The 13,431-nt window shown below is 65.5% G+C and carries 14 protein-coding genes; 10 read left to right on the top strand and 4 right to left on the bottom strand.

The annotated features are described in order from the left end of the window. Positions 1 to 35 precede the first annotated feature (35 nt). Genes coaBC through ACQ5BL_RS12185 form a run of 5 tightly spaced genes read left to right on the top strand, consistent with a single transcriptional unit; the run spans position 36 to position 5,795 of the window. Positions 36 to 1,244, top strand: a complete 1,209-nt coding sequence (coaBC, locus tag ACQ5BL_RS12205; RefSeq protein ID WP_243803895.1) for a bifunctional phosphopantothenoylcysteine decarboxylase/phosphopantothenate--cysteine ligase CoaBC — start codon at positions 36 to 38, stop codon at positions 1,242 to 1,244. A gap of 7 nt (positions 1,245 to 1,251) precedes the next feature. Further along, complete coding sequence (gene dut / locus ACQ5BL_RS12200) at positions 1,252 to 1,707, top strand: dUTP diphosphatase (protein WP_207886765.1); 456 nt, start codon at positions 1,252 to 1,254, stop codon at positions 1,705 to 1,707. Positions 1,708 to 1,744: 37 nt separating this feature from the next. Next, positions 1,745 to 4,360 carry a phosphomannomutase/phosphoglucomutase gene (locus tag ACQ5BL_RS12195; RefSeq protein ID WP_430293141.1) on the top strand — a complete coding sequence of 872 codons (2,616 nt, stop codon included), beginning with the start codon at positions 1,745 to 1,747 and terminating at the stop codon, positions 4,358 to 4,360. Positions 4,361 to 4,387: 27 nt separating this feature from the next. Next, the gene (gene argB, locus ACQ5BL_RS12190) at positions 4,388 to 5,293 is read left to right on the top strand and encodes an acetylglutamate kinase (protein ID WP_207886766.1); all 906 of its coding nucleotides are present in this window, start codon (positions 4,388 to 4,390) and stop codon (positions 5,291 to 5,293) included. A 55-nt stretch (positions 5,294 to 5,348) separates the two neighbouring features. Further along, a complete protein-coding gene (locus tag ACQ5BL_RS12185; RefSeq protein ID WP_243803893.1) occupies positions 5,349 to 5,795 on the top strand; it encodes an acyl-CoA thioesterase in 447 nt (148 codons plus the stop codon). Between the two features lie 10 nt (positions 5,796 to 5,805). On the opposite strand, the gene ACQ5BL_RS12180 is transcribed toward ACQ5BL_RS12185, so the two are convergent. After that, entirely contained in the window at positions 5,806 to 6,420 is a 615-nt protein-coding gene (locus tag ACQ5BL_RS12180) for a DUF4124 domain-containing protein (RefSeq protein WP_430293140.1), read from the bottom strand. A 19-nt stretch (positions 6,421 to 6,439) separates the two neighbouring features. Continuing rightward, positions 6,440 to 7,081, bottom strand: a complete 642-nt coding sequence (pyrE, locus tag ACQ5BL_RS12175) for an orotate phosphoribosyltransferase (RefSeq protein ID WP_207886768.1) — start codon at positions 7,079 to 7,081, stop codon at positions 6,440 to 6,442. An 81-nt stretch (positions 7,082 to 7,162) separates the two neighbouring features. On the opposite strand from pyrE, the gene ACQ5BL_RS12170 reads away from it, so the two are divergent. Beyond that, on the top strand, positions 7,163 to 7,942 hold the full coding sequence (locus ACQ5BL_RS12170) for an exodeoxyribonuclease III (protein WP_207886769.1): 780 nt from the start codon (positions 7,163 to 7,165) through the stop codon (positions 7,940 to 7,942). Positions 7,943 to 8,020: 78 nt separating this feature from the next. Here the strand turns inward: ACQ5BL_RS12170 and ACQ5BL_RS12165 are convergent, their stop codons facing one another. Both ACQ5BL_RS12165 and rph read right to left on the bottom strand, forming a co-directional pair. Continuing rightward, positions 8,021 to 8,392: a DUF4870 domain-containing protein gene (locus tag ACQ5BL_RS12165; protein WP_207886770.1), complete on the bottom strand. Its 372-nt coding sequence runs from the start codon at positions 8,390 to 8,392 to the stop codon at positions 8,021 to 8,023. A 49-nt stretch (positions 8,393 to 8,441) separates the two neighbouring features. Next, positions 8,442 to 9,161, bottom strand: coding sequence for a ribonuclease PH (gene rph / locus ACQ5BL_RS12160; RefSeq protein ID WP_152227344.1), 720 nt, complete (start codon positions 9,159 to 9,161; stop codon positions 8,442 to 8,444). Between the two features lie 196 nt (positions 9,162 to 9,357). On the opposite strand from rph, the gene ACQ5BL_RS12155 reads away from it, so the two are divergent. The 4 genes from ACQ5BL_RS12155 (at position 9,358) to spoT (ending at position 13,423) form a co-directional block, all read left to right on the top strand. Further along, entirely contained in the window at positions 9,358 to 10,221 is an 864-nt protein-coding gene (locus ACQ5BL_RS12155; protein ID WP_207886772.1) for a YicC/YloC family endoribonuclease, read from the top strand. Positions 10,222 to 10,273: 52 nt separating this feature from the next. Continuing rightward, a complete protein-coding gene (gmk, locus tag ACQ5BL_RS12150; protein WP_207886773.1) occupies positions 10,274 to 10,885 on the top strand; it encodes a guanylate kinase in 612 nt (203 codons plus the stop codon). A gap of 99 nt (positions 10,886 to 10,984) precedes the next feature. Beyond that, complete coding sequence (gene rpoZ, locus ACQ5BL_RS12145) at positions 10,985 to 11,251, top strand: DNA-directed RNA polymerase subunit omega (RefSeq protein WP_043256481.1); 267 nt, start codon at positions 10,985 to 10,987, stop codon at positions 11,249 to 11,251. Between the two features lie 60 nt (positions 11,252 to 11,311). Next, a complete protein-coding gene (gene spoT, locus ACQ5BL_RS12140) occupies positions 11,312 to 13,423 on the top strand; it encodes a bifunctional GTP diphosphokinase/guanosine-3',5'-bis pyrophosphate 3'-pyrophosphohydrolase (RefSeq protein WP_207886774.1) in 2,112 nt (703 codons plus the stop codon). Positions 13,424 to 13,431: the final 8 nt, after the last annotated feature.

The raw sequence follows: 13,431 nt of genomic DNA, 5'->3' as shown, positions 1-13,431 counted from the left end.
CGCGCGTCATCCATTTCCGTAAATCAAGGCGACCTATGCAGCGGCTCTATCGTAAACGCATCGTCCTGGGCGTCGGCGGCGGCATCGCTGCCTACAAGAGCGCCGAACTGGTTCGCCGCCTGCGCGACCAGGGCGCCGAGGTGCGTGTCGTGATGACCCAGGGCGGCCGCGAGTTCATCACCCCGCTCACTCTTCAGGCGCTGTCCGGTCATCCGGTGCACCTGGACCTGCTCGACCCCGCCGCCGAAGCGGCCATGGGCCATATCGAGCTGGCCCGCTGGGCCGACCTGGTATTGATCGCCCCCGCCACCGCCGACCTGATGGCGCGCCTGGCCCAGGGCATCGCCAACGACCTGCTGACCACCCTGGTGCTCGCCACCGATGCGCAGATCGCCCTCGCCCCGGCCATGAACCAGGCCATGTGGCGCGACCCGGCCACCCAGGTGAACGCCGAACTGCTGCGCTCGCGCGGCCTGCACTTCTTCGGCCCCGCCGCCGGCAGCCAGGCCTGTGGCGATGTCGGCCCCGGCCGCATGCTGGAAGCCGAAGAGCTGGCGCAACGCGCCGCCGACTGCTTCGAGTTCAAGGACCTGACCGGCCAGCACGTGCTGATCACCGCAGGGCCGACCCAGGAAAACATCGACCCGGTGCGCTACATCACCAACCACAGCTCCGGCAAGATGGGCTTTGCCCTGGCCGAGGCGGCCGCCGAAGCCGGTGCGCGCGTCACCCTGGTGACCGGCCCGGTGCACCTGCCCACGCCTGACCGGGTCAACCGCGTCGACGTGGTCAGCGCCCGCGACATGCTCGCCGCCTGCGAAGCCGCGATGCCGGCGGATATCCTGATCGCCGCCGCCGCCGTGGCCGACTACCGCCCGGAAGTGGTCGCCTCGCAGAAGCTCAAGAAAGACCCCACCAAAGGCGACGGCCTGCTGTTGCAGCTGGTGCGCAACCCCGACATCCTCGCCACCCTCGCGCAGCGCAGCGACCGCCCGTTCAGCGTCGGCTTCGCCGCCGAGACCGAGAACCTGCTCGAATACGCCTCGCGCAAGCTCAAGGACAAGAATCTCGACCTGATCGTGGCCAACGACGTGGCGAACCCGTCGATCGGCTTCAACAGTGAAGAGAACGCTATCACGGTCATCGACCGCGAGCTGCACGAAACTGCGTTCGCCCAGACCAGCAAGGGCAAGATCGCCCGCCAGTTGATCGCCTTCATCGCTGACCGCACCAAACAACACTGAGAACTCAATGCACTCTCTGCAAGCCAAGATCCTCGACTCCCGCCTGGGCAACGAATTCCCGCTGCCGCAGTACGCCACCCCCGGTTCCGCCGGCCTCGACCTGCGCGCCATGCTCAAGGAGGACCTGCTCCTCGAACCGGGCCAGACCGTGCTGATCCCCACCGGACTGTCGATCTACATCGCCGATCCGGGCCTGGCCGCAATGATCCTGCCGCGTTCGGGCCTGGGCCATAAGCACGGCATCGTGCTGGGCAACCTGGTCGGCCTGATCGACTCGGACTACCAGGGCGAGCTGATGGTGTCCTGCTGGAACCGCGGCCAGACTGCTTTCAACATCGCCGTGGGCGAACGCATCGCTCAACTGGTGCTGGTGCCAGTGGTGCAGGCGCATTTCGAGCTGGTCGAGTCCTTCGACGAAACCCAGCGCGGCGCCGGCGGCTTCGGACATTCGGGCAGCCACTGATCGCTCACTTCAGGATGAATCGCCGAGGAGACGTTGCATGAAACTTTTCCAACGCACCGCCAAGGATGCAGGTGACCTGCCGGAGATCGCACCGGCAGGCAAGTCCGGCAGGCGCCTGGCCGCCGCGAAGGTCGATCTGAGGCCGCTGCTGCCGGCACTGGTGGTCGCCACTGCTGGCGTCGCCGCCGCGGGCGCACTGCTCTGGTTCAGCCTGTTCGGCAGCGCCGAACAGGTGCATCGCCAGCAACTGGCCAGCGCCTGGTCGGAAAACCAGGCCGGCGCCCTGCGCCAGGCGCTGAATCAGCTGGCCGCCGACAATCGCACCGTTGCCGGCAACCCGGAACTGCTGCCGACACTGCAGAGCAACGACCCCACCCGCATCGCCGCGCTGGAGAAATCCCTCGCGCAATGGCACATGGATGGCCTGGTGGACGTCCACCTGAACGCCAACGGCCAGGCCGTGCAGGACACGCAACGGCCCGGCCCGCTCAACTACGCGGCGCTGGACATGCTGCACCGCGTCGAAGCCGGCCAGGTCGTCACCCCGGAGGCCTACAAGGTCGGCCAGCGCTGGCTGCTGTACAGCGCCACCGCGCTGCGCGCCGCGGACAACTCGATCCAGGGCAGCCTGCTGCTGGTGCTCGACCTGCAACGCCTGCTGGGCGCCCTGCCGTCGATGCCCGTCGATGTCGGCCAACTGCAGCTGGCCCAGCAGTTCGGCAATTCGCCGGCGCAGATGCTGCTGCAATCCGGCCAGGCCGCCAACGCTCCGGCGCAACCACTGGGCAGTGGCAATCCGAACTGGAAACTCAGCTTCACCCCGGGGCCGGCACTGGTCGCCCCGCTGTATTCCCCCGTACTGCTGGGCCTGGCCGCCCTGCTCGCGCTGGCCGGCTCGCTGCTCGGCGCCTACCTGGCGCAGAGCGGTTTGCAGCGCCGGGTGAACAAGGATGCCCAGACCCTCGGCCAGTTCGCTCAGGAACTCGCCGGCGGCCGCATTGCCAAAGCTCCTGAGCTGAGCCTTGCAAGCCTGCAGGCGGTGGCTCAGGCGCTGGCCCGCCAACCACGCCGCAAGGCCGAAACCCCCGGTGCCAGCAGCCCCGACGCACCCGCCCAGGCGGCCCCCATGGCCACCCCGGCGCGCGCCCCGGCTGCCACCGAGACGCCATTGGTCGATCCGCTGTTCCAGAATTCCGACACGCTGGATATCGACATACTTGATGAAGACCAGGATCTCCTGGGATTGGAGCAAACCACCGCTATGAGCACGCCAAAAGCCCCGCAACTGCCCGCCAGCATCTTCCGCGCCTACGACATCCGCGGCGTTGTCGGTGACACCCTGACCGCCGATACCGCCTACTGGGTGGGTCGTGCCATCGGCTCCGAGAGCCTGGCGCGCGGCGAACCGAACGTCAGCGTCGGCCGCGACGGCCGCCTGTCCGGCCCCGAGCTGGTGCAGCAACTGATCCAGGGCCTGCTCGATTGCGGCTGCAACGTCACCGACATCGGCATGGTGCCGACCCCGGTGCTGTACTACGCGGCCAACGTGCTGGAAGGCAAGTCGGGCGTGATGCTCACCGGCAGCCATAACCCGCCGAACTACAACGGCTTCAAGATCGTCGTCGCCGGAGAAACCCTGGCCAACGAACAGATCCAGGCCCTGCGCGAGCGCATCGAGAACAACGACCTGGCCACCGGCGTGGGCAGCGTGCAGCAGCTCGACATCCTGCCGCGCTACTTCCAGCAGATCCGCGACGACATCGCCGTCGCCCGTCCGCTGAAGGTCGTGGTGGACTGCGGCAACGGCGTGGCCGGCGTGATCGCCCCGCAGCTGATCGAAGCCCTGGGCTGCACCGTGATCCCGCTGTACTGCGACGTCGACGGCACCTTCCCCAACCACCACCCGGACCCGGGCAAGCCCGAGAACCTGGAAGACCTGATCGCCAAGGTGAAAGAGACCGGCGCCGACATCGGCCTGGCCTTCGACGGCGACGGCGACCGCGTGGGCGTGGTGACCAACGAAGGCACCATCATCTATCCGGACCGCCTGCTGATGCTGTTCGCCAAGGACGTGGTCTCCCGCAACCCGGGCGCCGACATCATCTTCGACGTGAAATGCACCCGTCGCCTGATCTCCCTGATCAGCGGCTACGGCGGTCGTCCGGTGATGTGGAAGACCGGCCACTCGCTGATCAAGAAGAAGATGAAGGAAACCGGCGCCCTGCTCGCCGGCGAGATGAGCGGCCACATCTTCTTCAAGGAACGCTGGTACGGCTTCGACGACGGCATCTACAGCGCCGCTCGACTGCTGGAAATCATCAGCCTGGACAAGCGCGACGCCGAGCGCGTGTTCTCCGCGTTCCCGCTGGACATCTCCACCCCGGAAATCAACATCACCGTCACCGACGAGGGCAAGTTCGCCCTGATCGAGGCGCTGCAGGCCCGCGGCCAGTGGGGCGAAGCCAACCTCACCACCCTCGACGGCGTGCGTGTGGATTATCCCAAAGGCTGGGGCCTGGTTCGCGCGTCCAACACCACGCCGGTGCTGGTCCTGCGTTTCGAGGCGGACTCCCAGGACGAACTGGAACGCATCAAGGAAGTGTTCCGTACCCAGCTGAAAGCGGTCGACCCCGCCCTCAGCCTGCCCTTCTGACCCTGTAGCACTTAGCCGGAGCCCACCATGACCCAGAGCCGCGATGACGCCGCCCAGGTTGCCCGCGTCCTTGCCGAAGCCCTGCCCTATATCCGCCGGTTCGTCGGCAAGACGCTGGTGATCAAGTACGGCGGCAACGCCATGGAAACGGACGAGCTGAAGAACAGCTTCGCCCGCGATGTGGTGCTGATGAAGGCCGTCGGCATCAACCCCGTGGTGGTTCATGGTGGCGGGCCGCAGATCGGCGACCTGCTCAAGCGCCTGTCGATCGAGAGCCACTTCATCGATGGCATGCGCGTCACCGACGCGCAGACCATGGACGTGGTGGAGATGGTTCTCGGCGGCCAGGTGAACAAGGACATCGTCAACCTGATCAACCGTCATGGCGGCAGCGCCATCGGCCTGACCGGCAAGGACGCCGAGCTGATCCGCGCGAAGAAGCTCACCGTCACTCGCCAGACCCCGGAGATGACCACGCCGGAAATCATCGACATCGGCCATGTGGGCGAAGTGGTGAGCGTCAACACCGACCTGCTGAACATGCTGGTGCAGGGCGACTTCATCCCGGTGATCGCGCCGATCGGCGTGGGCGCCAACGGCGAGTCCTACAACATCAACGCCGACCTGGTGGCCGGCAAGGTGGCCGAGGCGCTGAAGGCCGAGAAGCTGATGCTGCTCACCAACATCGCCGGCCTGATGGACAAGCAGGGCGAGGTGCTCACCGGCCTGACCACCGAGCAGGTCAACGAGCTGATCGCCGACGGCACCATCTACGGCGGCATGCTGCCGAAGATCCGCTGCGCCCTGGAAGCGGTCCAGGGCGGGGTGACCAGCGCGCACATCATCGATGGACGCGTGCCCAACGCCGTGCTGCTGGAGATCTTCACCGACAGCGGCGTCGGCACCCTGATCACCAACCGCAGGAAGCACTGATCAAGACACCCGCCAGGAGCGATCCTCGCGGGTGTTTTTTTGCCTGGAGTTTTGTATGGCTACCTCTCCCGTCGCCCGCAACGATTTCAGCTTCTTCCATGGCCTGCGCGTGCGCTGGTCGGAGGTCGACCCACAGGGAATCGTCTTCAACGGCAATTACCTGACCTACGCCGACGTCGCCACCACCGAGTACTACCGCCACCTGGGCGTGAGCTACCCGGCCGACCTGCTGCGCGGCGGCGGTGATCTGTTCGCGGTCAAGACCACCCTGGAATACCTGGCGCCGGCGCACTTCGACGACTGGCTGGAGCTGGGCGTGCGGGTGAGCCGCCTGGGACGCAGCAGCCTGACCTTCCAGGTGGGGATCTGGTGCGACGAGCAGTTGCTGACGCTGGGGGAGCTGATCTACGCCTATGCTGGCGAGGATCGCACCAGCCAGCCCTTGCCGGATTGGCTGCGCGGGAAGATCAACGAATTCGAAAGGCGTACGCCGGAGCAGTGAACCGCCGGGCTCAGCGCGACGTGCCGAGCAGTTGCGCCACGCGCGCGCGGTCGGCCGCGAAGCTCGACATGGCACGCTCTCGCAGTTGCTTGTAGCGGTCGAGGTCCTGGTCCAGGCGCTTCGCCTCATCGCGCAGGTTGGATAGCTGGGCTTCCAGGTCAGCCGGCACCTGGCGGCCGGCGCGCTCCTGGTCGGCAGCCCGGGCCTGCAAGGCGGCCTGCTGGTTCTTGAGCGCCTGCAGATTACCCTTGGTCACGCCACTCAGGGCGTCCAGCTCCGTCAGCTTGCGGTCTCGCGCAAGATCCACGTCGTTCACGCTGGTGTACAGGCGCAGCAGCTGCGCATCGGAACTGGCCTGCGCGGCATCGGCCTTGCGTTGCGCGATCTCGGCGGGCGTCGGCGCCGGGGGCACCACGCGGACCACGCGCCCCTGGTCGTTGAGCACCTCGTAACCCTTGCCGATGAACTCCGAGGGCACACCCTGCCGGTCGATGACGATCCCGCCCTTGTCATCGATGTAGCGGTACATCTCCTTGGAATCTCCGGCGGCCAGCGCCTGACCGGCGAGCATGGCCCCCAGAAGTCCGATCAATATCCTGTAGCTGAACGCACCCTGCTCGGCCATGCCTGACACCTTGTTGCGGTTAGATACCGTACTGCGCGCGATACGCCTCGACAGCAGCCAGGTGCTGTTTCAGCTGCGCATCACCAGCAAGATATTCCAGCACTTGCTCCAGCGACACAATGCTGACGACCGGGATCGAAAAGTCGCGCTCGACTTCCTGGATCGCCGACAGCTCGCCCTTGCCGCGCTCCTGACGGTTCAGCGCGATCAGTACGCCGGCCGCTTGGGCGCCCTGCGCATCGATGATCTGCATGACTTCGCGGATGGCGGTGCCGGCGGTGATCACGTCGTCGATGATCAGCGCGCGGCCGGTCAGCGGCGCGCCAACCAACGTGCCGCCTTCGCCGTGGTCCTTGGCTTCCTTGCGGTTGAAGCACCAGGGCAGGTCGCGGCCATGCTGTTCGGCCAGCGCAATGGCGGTGGCGGCCGCCAGCGGGATGCCTTTATAGGCCGGGCCGAACAGCACATCGAAGGAGATGCCGCTGTCGACCACCGCGCTGGCGTAGAAACGTCCCAGCTGGGCCAGCGCCACGCCTGTGTTGAACAGGCCTGCGTTGAAGAAATAGGGACTGGTGCGCCCGGATTTGAGGGTGAATTCGCCGAAGCGCAGTACGCCGCGCTCGATGGCGAAGCGGATGAAATCGCGTTGATATGGCTGCATGGGAGAGAACCGGCCGGTATGAATTTAGCTAAACCGTTTGAGCTCGGGTATCATACACACACGTGATTTTGGGGGCCATTTATGCGGATCATCAGTGTGAACGTGAATGGTATTCAGGCTGCAGCCGAGCGTGGATTGCTCAGTTGGCTGCAAGCCCAGAATGCCGACGTGATCTGCTTGCAGGATACCCGCGCCTCCGCTTTCGATCTGGATGACCCATCCTACCAACTGGATGGCTACTTCCTGTACGCCTGCGATGCCGAAGTGCCCAGTCAGGGTGGCGTCGCAATCTATAGCCGTCTGCAACCCAAGGCCGTCATAAGCGGGCTGGGTTTCGAGATGGCCGATCGTTACGGGCGCTACCTGCAAGCCGATTTCGATAAGGTGAGTATTGCCACGCTCCTGCTGCCTACCGGGCAGGAAGGGGACGAGAACCTGAACCACAAGTTCAAGTTCATGGATGATTTCGCCCAGTACTTGAACAAGCAGCGCCGCAAGCGCCGCGAATACATCTATTGCGGCTCGCTCTACGTCGCGCACCAGAAGCTGGATGTGAAGAACTGGCGCGAATGCCAGCAGATGCCCGGCTTCATGGCGCCGGAGCGCGGCTGGATGGATGAAGTGTTCGGCACCATGGGCTATGTCGACGCCCTGCGCGAGGTCAATCGCGAAGGCGACCAGTACAGCTGGTGGCCGGACAGCGAACAGGCCGAGATGCTCAACCTGGGCTGGCGCTTCGACTATCAGATCCTCACGCCGGGTCTGCGCCGCTTCGTGCGCGGTGCCAAGCTGCCGCGTCAGCCGCGCTTCTCCCAGCATGCGCCGCTGATCGTGGACTACGACTGGGCGCTCAGTATCTGACGCCCCTCTCGTAAGCTGCATTGAGTGCAGCCAGAAAAAAGCCGGCTTCGAGCCGGCTTTTTCATGTCCGCAGGGCGGCTACTTGATCGGCCGCCAGGTGAAGGGATAGCGGTACTCCACCCCTTCATTGGCCTTGATCCCGGCGATGATGGTCAGCACCAGCGCACCGACGCTGACCAGCCCCAGCAGGAAGAAGCCGACCACTACCAGCATCAGCAGGCAACTGACCACGACCGCCAGGCTGACGGTGATCTGGAAGTTCATCGCTTCCTTGCCTTGCCGGTCCACGAAGGGATCCGACTCGCGCTTGATCTGCCAGACGATCAGCGGCCCGATCAGGTTGCCGAAGGGGAAGACAAGGCAGAGGAAGGCGGCAAAATGGCAAAACATCGCCCATTGCCGGGCTTCGCGGCCCGGTTCGCTGTGTTGCACCGGCATTTCGTCGCTCATCCTCTCGCTCCTTGCAGTTGAAGACCAGGCGGGTTCGCCGTTCGTCGGCTCAGTCGGCCAGTGCGGCGCGCTGCAGTTCGAACAGCTCGCGCAGACCCTGCTGCGCCAGTTCCAGCATGGCATTCAGCTCGGCCGGCTGGAAGGGTACGCCCTCGGCGGTGCCCTGGACTTCGATGAAACCGCCGGCATCGGTCATGACCACGTTCAGGTCGGTCTCGGCGGCGGAGTCTTCCAGATAGTCCAGGTCCAGCACCGGCTCGCCCTGGTACATGCCCACGGACACGGCGGCGACCATCTGCTTGAGCGGATTGCCCTTGAGCGCACCGCGCTTCTTCAGCACGGCCAGCGCGTCGATCAGCGCCACGGTGGCACCGGTGATCGAGGCGGTGCGGGTGCCGCCATCGGCCTGGATCACGTCGCAGTCGATGTACAGGGTGTTCTCGCCCAGCTTGGTCAGGTCCAGCGCGGCGCGCAGGGAACGGCCGATCAGGCGCTGGATCTCCAGGGTGCGGCCACCCTGCTTGCCGCGCGCGGCTTCACGCTGGTTACGCTCGCCGGTGGAGCGCGGCAGCATGCCGTATTCGGCGGTCAGCCAGCCCTGGCCCTGGCCCTTGAGGAAGCGCGGCACACCGGATTCGGCGCTGACGGTGCAGATCACCTTGGTATCGCCGAACTCGACCAGCACGGAGCCCTCGGCGTGCTTGGTGTAATGGCGGGTGATACGGATCGGGCGCAGTTGGTCGGCGGCGCGGCCACTGGGACGGTTCATGGAGGCATCCTGTACAGAGTTGCTGGCGGGGGAATGACCGCCATTATAGAGGCCAGCGGACGGACGCAACCACCGCCGGCGTGCGGCGGCGCGCCGCGCTGGGGTACAATTGCCGGTTTCCGACGACCTGTCGGCCCATTTTCTTCGGACTGCGAGCCTCGGATTCCCAGTCACGAACAACCTGCGAGGTAACCCCATGGTGCACAGCATGACCGCCTTCGCCCGCGTCGAGCGGGCCGGTACCCATGGGACCCTCAGCTGGGAACTGCGCTCGGTCAACCATCGCTACCTCGAGCCGAACCTGCGCCTGCCCGAGGCCTTCCGCGACCTCGAAGGCACGGTGCGCGAAGCCCTGCGCCAGGGCCTGTCGCGCGGCAAGGTCGAGTGCACCCTGCGTTTCGTCGAGGAGAACGCCAGCAAGACGCTGCAGGTGGACCGCGAACGCGCCGCCCAGCTGGTCGCCGCCGCCGAGACCGTTGCCGGCCTGATCCAGCAGCCCGCCCCGCTCGACCCGCTGGCCGTGCTGGCCTGGCCGGGCGTGCTGGTGGCCGACGTCGCCGATCCGCAGGCGCTCAACGCCGCCGCCATCGCCGCCTTCAACCAGGCCCTCGACGAGCTCAAGGCCGGCCGCGCCCGCGAAGGTGCGGAACTGGCGAAGATCATCGACGAACGCCTGGCATCGATGCTGGAAGAAGTCGTCAACCTGCGCCAGCTGGTGCCGGAGATGCTGGCCAACCAGCGGCAGAAGATCCTCGACCGCTTCCTCGAAATGAAGGCCGAACTCGACCCGCAGCGCCTGGAGCAGGAGATGGTCCTGCTGGCGCAGAAGAGCGATGTCGCCGAAGAACTCGACCGCCTGACCACCCACGTCACCGAAGTGCGCCGCGTGCTCAAGGCCGGCGGTGCCGCCGGTCGGCGCCTGGACTTCCTGATGCAGGAACTCAACCGCGAGGCCAACACACTGGGTTCGAAGGCGTTCGACCCGCGCTCCACCCAGGCCGCGGTCAACCTCAAGGTGCTGATCGAGCAGATGCGCGAACAGGTCCAGAATATCGAGTAAACCGGGCGTCTCCCGGCTACCCAACCGTCAACCGCAACTCCAGGAAAGCGCCATGTCCGGCACTCTGTACATCGTTTCCGCCCCGTCCGGCGCCGGCAAGACCAGCCTGGTCAAGGCGCTGCTCGACGCCATGCCCGCCGTGCGCGTCTCCGTCTCCCACACCACCCGCGGCATGCGCCCGGGCGAAGTGGACGGGGTGAACTACCACTTCGTCGGCCGTGACACCTTCACCGCCATGCTCGAGCGCGACGAGTTCCTCGAGCACGCGGAAGTCTTCGGCAACCTCTACGGCACCTCGCAGCGCTGGGTGGAGAAGACCCTGAAGGAAGGTCTCGACCTGATCCTCGAGATCGACTGGCAGGGCGCGCAGCAGGTGCGCCGGCTGATGCCCCAGGCGCAGTCGATCTTCATCCTGCCGCCGAGCCAGGAGGCCCTGCGTCAGCGCCTGACCAACCGTGGCCAGGACACCGACGAGGTAATCGAGCGACGCATGCAGGAAGCCGTCAGCGAGATGAGCCACTATGTCGAGTACGATCACCTGGTGATCAACGACGACTTCGCCCATGCGCTGGAGGACCTCAAGGCGATCTTCCGCGCCCGCCAGCTGCGCCAGGACGCCCAGCAGCAACGGCATACCGAACTGCTGCAACGATTGCTGGCCTGAATGAGCAGAGCGAAGGCTCTTCCATAAAGATTGGCGATTTTTTAGACTATTCAGTCCGCCCGGTATTTCCGGGCATCCATTTTCGTAACGAGGAACACCATGGCCCGCGTCACCGTTGAAGACTGCCTGGACAACGTCGATAACCGTTTCGAGCTGGTCATGCTCGCCACCAAGCGCGCTCGCCAGCTGGCCACCGGCGGCAAGGAGCCGAAGGTAGCCTGGGAAAACGACAAGCCCACCGTCGTCGCTCTGCGCGAGATCGCCTCGGGCCTGGTGGATGCTGAAATCGTTCAGCAGGAGGACGTGGTTGAAGAAGAGCCGCTGTTCGCTGCATTCGAAGACGAGGCCAACAACGAGGCCCTGTAAGTCGATGTCGGGCCGACGAAAAGGCGCGCCGCGACAGACTGCTCGGCAGGGGGTGAACCCATGCCGGGCATAGATGCATTCGCCGACCGACTGTCGAGCTATCTGGGCCCGGATCAGGTCAACCTGGTCCGCCGCGCCTATTACTACGCCGAGCAGGCCCATGACGGGCAGCGCCGCCGCAGCGGCGAGGCCTACGTCACCCATCCGCTCGCCGTCGCCAACATCCTCGCCGACATGCACATGGACCATCAGAGCCTGATGGCGGCCATGCTGCACGACGTGATCGAGGACACCGGCATCGCCAAGGAAGCGCTCACCGCGCAGTTCGGCGAGACCGTCTCGGAACTCGTGGACGGGGTCAGCAAACTGACCCAGATGAACTTCGAGTCCAAGGCCGAGGCGCAGGCCGAGAACTTCCAGAAGATGGCCATGGCCATGGCGCGCGACATCCGCGTGATCCTGGTCAAGCTGGCCGACCGCCTGCACAACATGCGCACCCTGGAAGTGCTGTCGGGCGAGAAGCGCCGCCGCATCGCCAAGGAAACCCTGGAAATCTACGCCCCCATCGCCAACCGGCTGGGCATGCACAGCATGCGCGTGGAATTCGAGGACCTGGGCTTCAAGGCCATGCACCCGATGCGCTCCGAGCGCATCCGCCAGGCGGTGAAGAAGGCCCGCGGCAACCGCCGCGAGATCGTCGGCAAGATCCAGGAGTCGCTGGTCAACTGCCTCGCCCGCGAAGGCATGGAAGGCCAGGTCCTGGGCCGCGAGAAGCACCTGTTCAGCATCTACAAGAAGATGCGCGGCAAGCGCAAGGCGTTCAACGAGATCATGGACGTCTACGCCTTCCGCATCATCGTCGACAAGGTCGACACCTGCTACCGCGTGCTCGGCGCCGTGCACAACCTGTACAAGCCGTTCCCCGGTCGCTTCAAGGATTACATCGCGATTCCCAAGGCCAACGGCTACCAGTCGTTGCACACCACGCTGTTCGGCATGCACGGCGTGCCCATCGAGATCCAGATCCGCACCCGCGAGATGGAAGAGATGGCCAACCACGGGATCGCCGCGCACTGGCTGTACAAGTCCAGTGAAGAGGAAGCCCAGAAGGGCACCCATGCCCGCGCCCGCCAGTGGGTGAAGGGCATCCTCGAACTGCAGCAACGCGCCGGCAACTCGCTGGAGTTCATCGAGAACGTGAAGATCGACCTGTTCCCGGACGAGGTCTACGTCTTCACGCCCAAGGGCCGCATCATGGAGTTGCCCAAGGGCTCCACGGCGGTCGATTTTGCCTATGCGGTGCACACCGACGTAGGCAACAGCTGCATCGCCTGCCGCATCAACCGCCGCCTGGCGCCGCTGTCCGAACCGCTGCAGAGCGGCGCGACGGTGGAGATCGTCACCGCGCCGGGCACCCGGCCGAACCCGGCCTGGCTCAACTTCGTGGTCACCGGCAAGGCGCGCACGCACATCCGCCACGCGCTCAAGCTGCAGCGCCGCTCCGAGTCGATCAACCTCGGCGAGCGCCTGCTGAACAAGACCCTCGCCGGCTTCGACAGCCACCTGGAGAAGATTCCGCAGGAACGCATCCAGGGCGTGCTCAACGAGTACCGCATGGAGGTCTTCGAGGACCTGCTGGAAGAGATCGGCCTGGGCAACCGCATGGCCTATGTGGTCGCGCGTCGCCTGCTGTCCAGCGAGGGCGAGAGCGCCACGCCGAGCAGCGAAGGGCCGCTGGCGATCCGCGGGACCGAGGGCCTGGTGCTCAGCTACGCCAAGTGCTGTACGCCCATCCCGGGCGACCCGATCGTCGGCCATCTGTCCGCCGGCAAGGGCATGGTGGTGCACCTGGAAAGCTGCAAGAACATCAGCGAGATTCGCCACAACCCGGAAAAATGCATCCAGCTCAGCTGGGCCAAGGATGTCACCGGGGAGTTCAACGTCGAACTGCGCGTCGAACTGGAGCACCAGCGCGGCCTGATCGCCCTGCTCGCCACCAGCGTCAACGCCGCCGACGGCAACATCGAAAAGATCAGCATGGACGAACGCGATGGTCGCATCAGCGTGGTCCAGCTGGTCGTCAGCGTGCACGACCGCGTGCACCTGGCCCGCGTCATCAAGAAGCTGCGCGCGCTCAAGGGCGTGATTCGCATCACCCGCATGCGCAGCTGATCCCACCC

It is taken from the genome of Pseudomonas sp. B1-22, from assembly GCF_050474425.1.
Lineage (GTDB): Bacteria > Pseudomonadota > Gammaproteobacteria > Pseudomonadales > Pseudomonadaceae > Pseudomonas.
This window is presented reverse-complemented; position numbering and strand designations above follow the sequence as displayed.

Bases quoted from the DNA above. Each gene is read 5' to 3' on its own strand.
- ACQ5BL_RS12170 (WP_207886769.1), top strand. From the start codon at position 7,163: ATGCGGATCATCAGTGTGAACGTGAATGGTATTCAGGCTGCAGCCGAG.
- ACQ5BL_RS12195 (WP_430293141.1), top strand. From the start codon at position 1,745: ATGAAACTTTTCCAACGCACCGCCAAGGATGCAGGTGACCTGCCGGAG.
- ACQ5BL_RS12165 (WP_207886770.1), bottom strand. From the start codon at position 8,392: ATGAGCGACGAAATGCCGGTGCAACACAGCGAACCGGGCCGCGAAGCC.
- coaBC (WP_243803895.1), top strand. From the start codon at position 36: ATGCAGCGGCTCTATCGTAAACGCATCGTCCTGGGCGTCGGCGGCGGC.
- gmk (WP_207886773.1), top strand. From the start codon at position 10,274: ATGTCCGGCACTCTGTACATCGTTTCCGCCCCGTCCGGCGCCGGCAAG.
- spoT (WP_207886774.1), top strand. From the start codon at position 11,312: ATGCCGGGCATAGATGCATTCGCCGACCGACTGTCGAGCTATCTGGGC.
- rph (WP_152227344.1), bottom strand. From the start codon at position 9,161: ATGAACCGTCCCAGTGGCCGCGCCGCCGACCAACTGCGCCCGATCCGT.
- ACQ5BL_RS12180 (WP_430293140.1), bottom strand. From the start codon at position 6,420: ATGGCCGAGCAGGGTGCGTTCAGCTACAGGATATTGATCGGACTTCTG.
- ACQ5BL_RS12155 (WP_207886772.1), top strand. From the start codon at position 9,358: ATGGTGCACAGCATGACCGCCTTCGCCCGCGTCGAGCGGGCCGGTACC.
- rpoZ (WP_043256481.1), top strand. From the start codon at position 10,985: ATGGCCCGCGTCACCGTTGAAGACTGCCTGGACAACGTCGATAACCGT.
- ACQ5BL_RS12185 (WP_243803893.1), top strand. From the start codon at position 5,349: ATGGCTACCTCTCCCGTCGCCCGCAACGATTTCAGCTTCTTCCATGGC.
- argB (WP_207886766.1), top strand. From the start codon at position 4,388: ATGACCCAGAGCCGCGATGACGCCGCCCAGGTTGCCCGCGTCCTTGCC.
- dut (WP_207886765.1), top strand. From the start codon at position 1,252: ATGCACTCTCTGCAAGCCAAGATCCTCGACTCCCGCCTGGGCAACGAA.
- pyrE (WP_207886768.1), bottom strand. From the start codon at position 7,081: ATGCAGCCATATCAACGCGATTTCATCCGCTTCGCCATCGAGCGCGGC.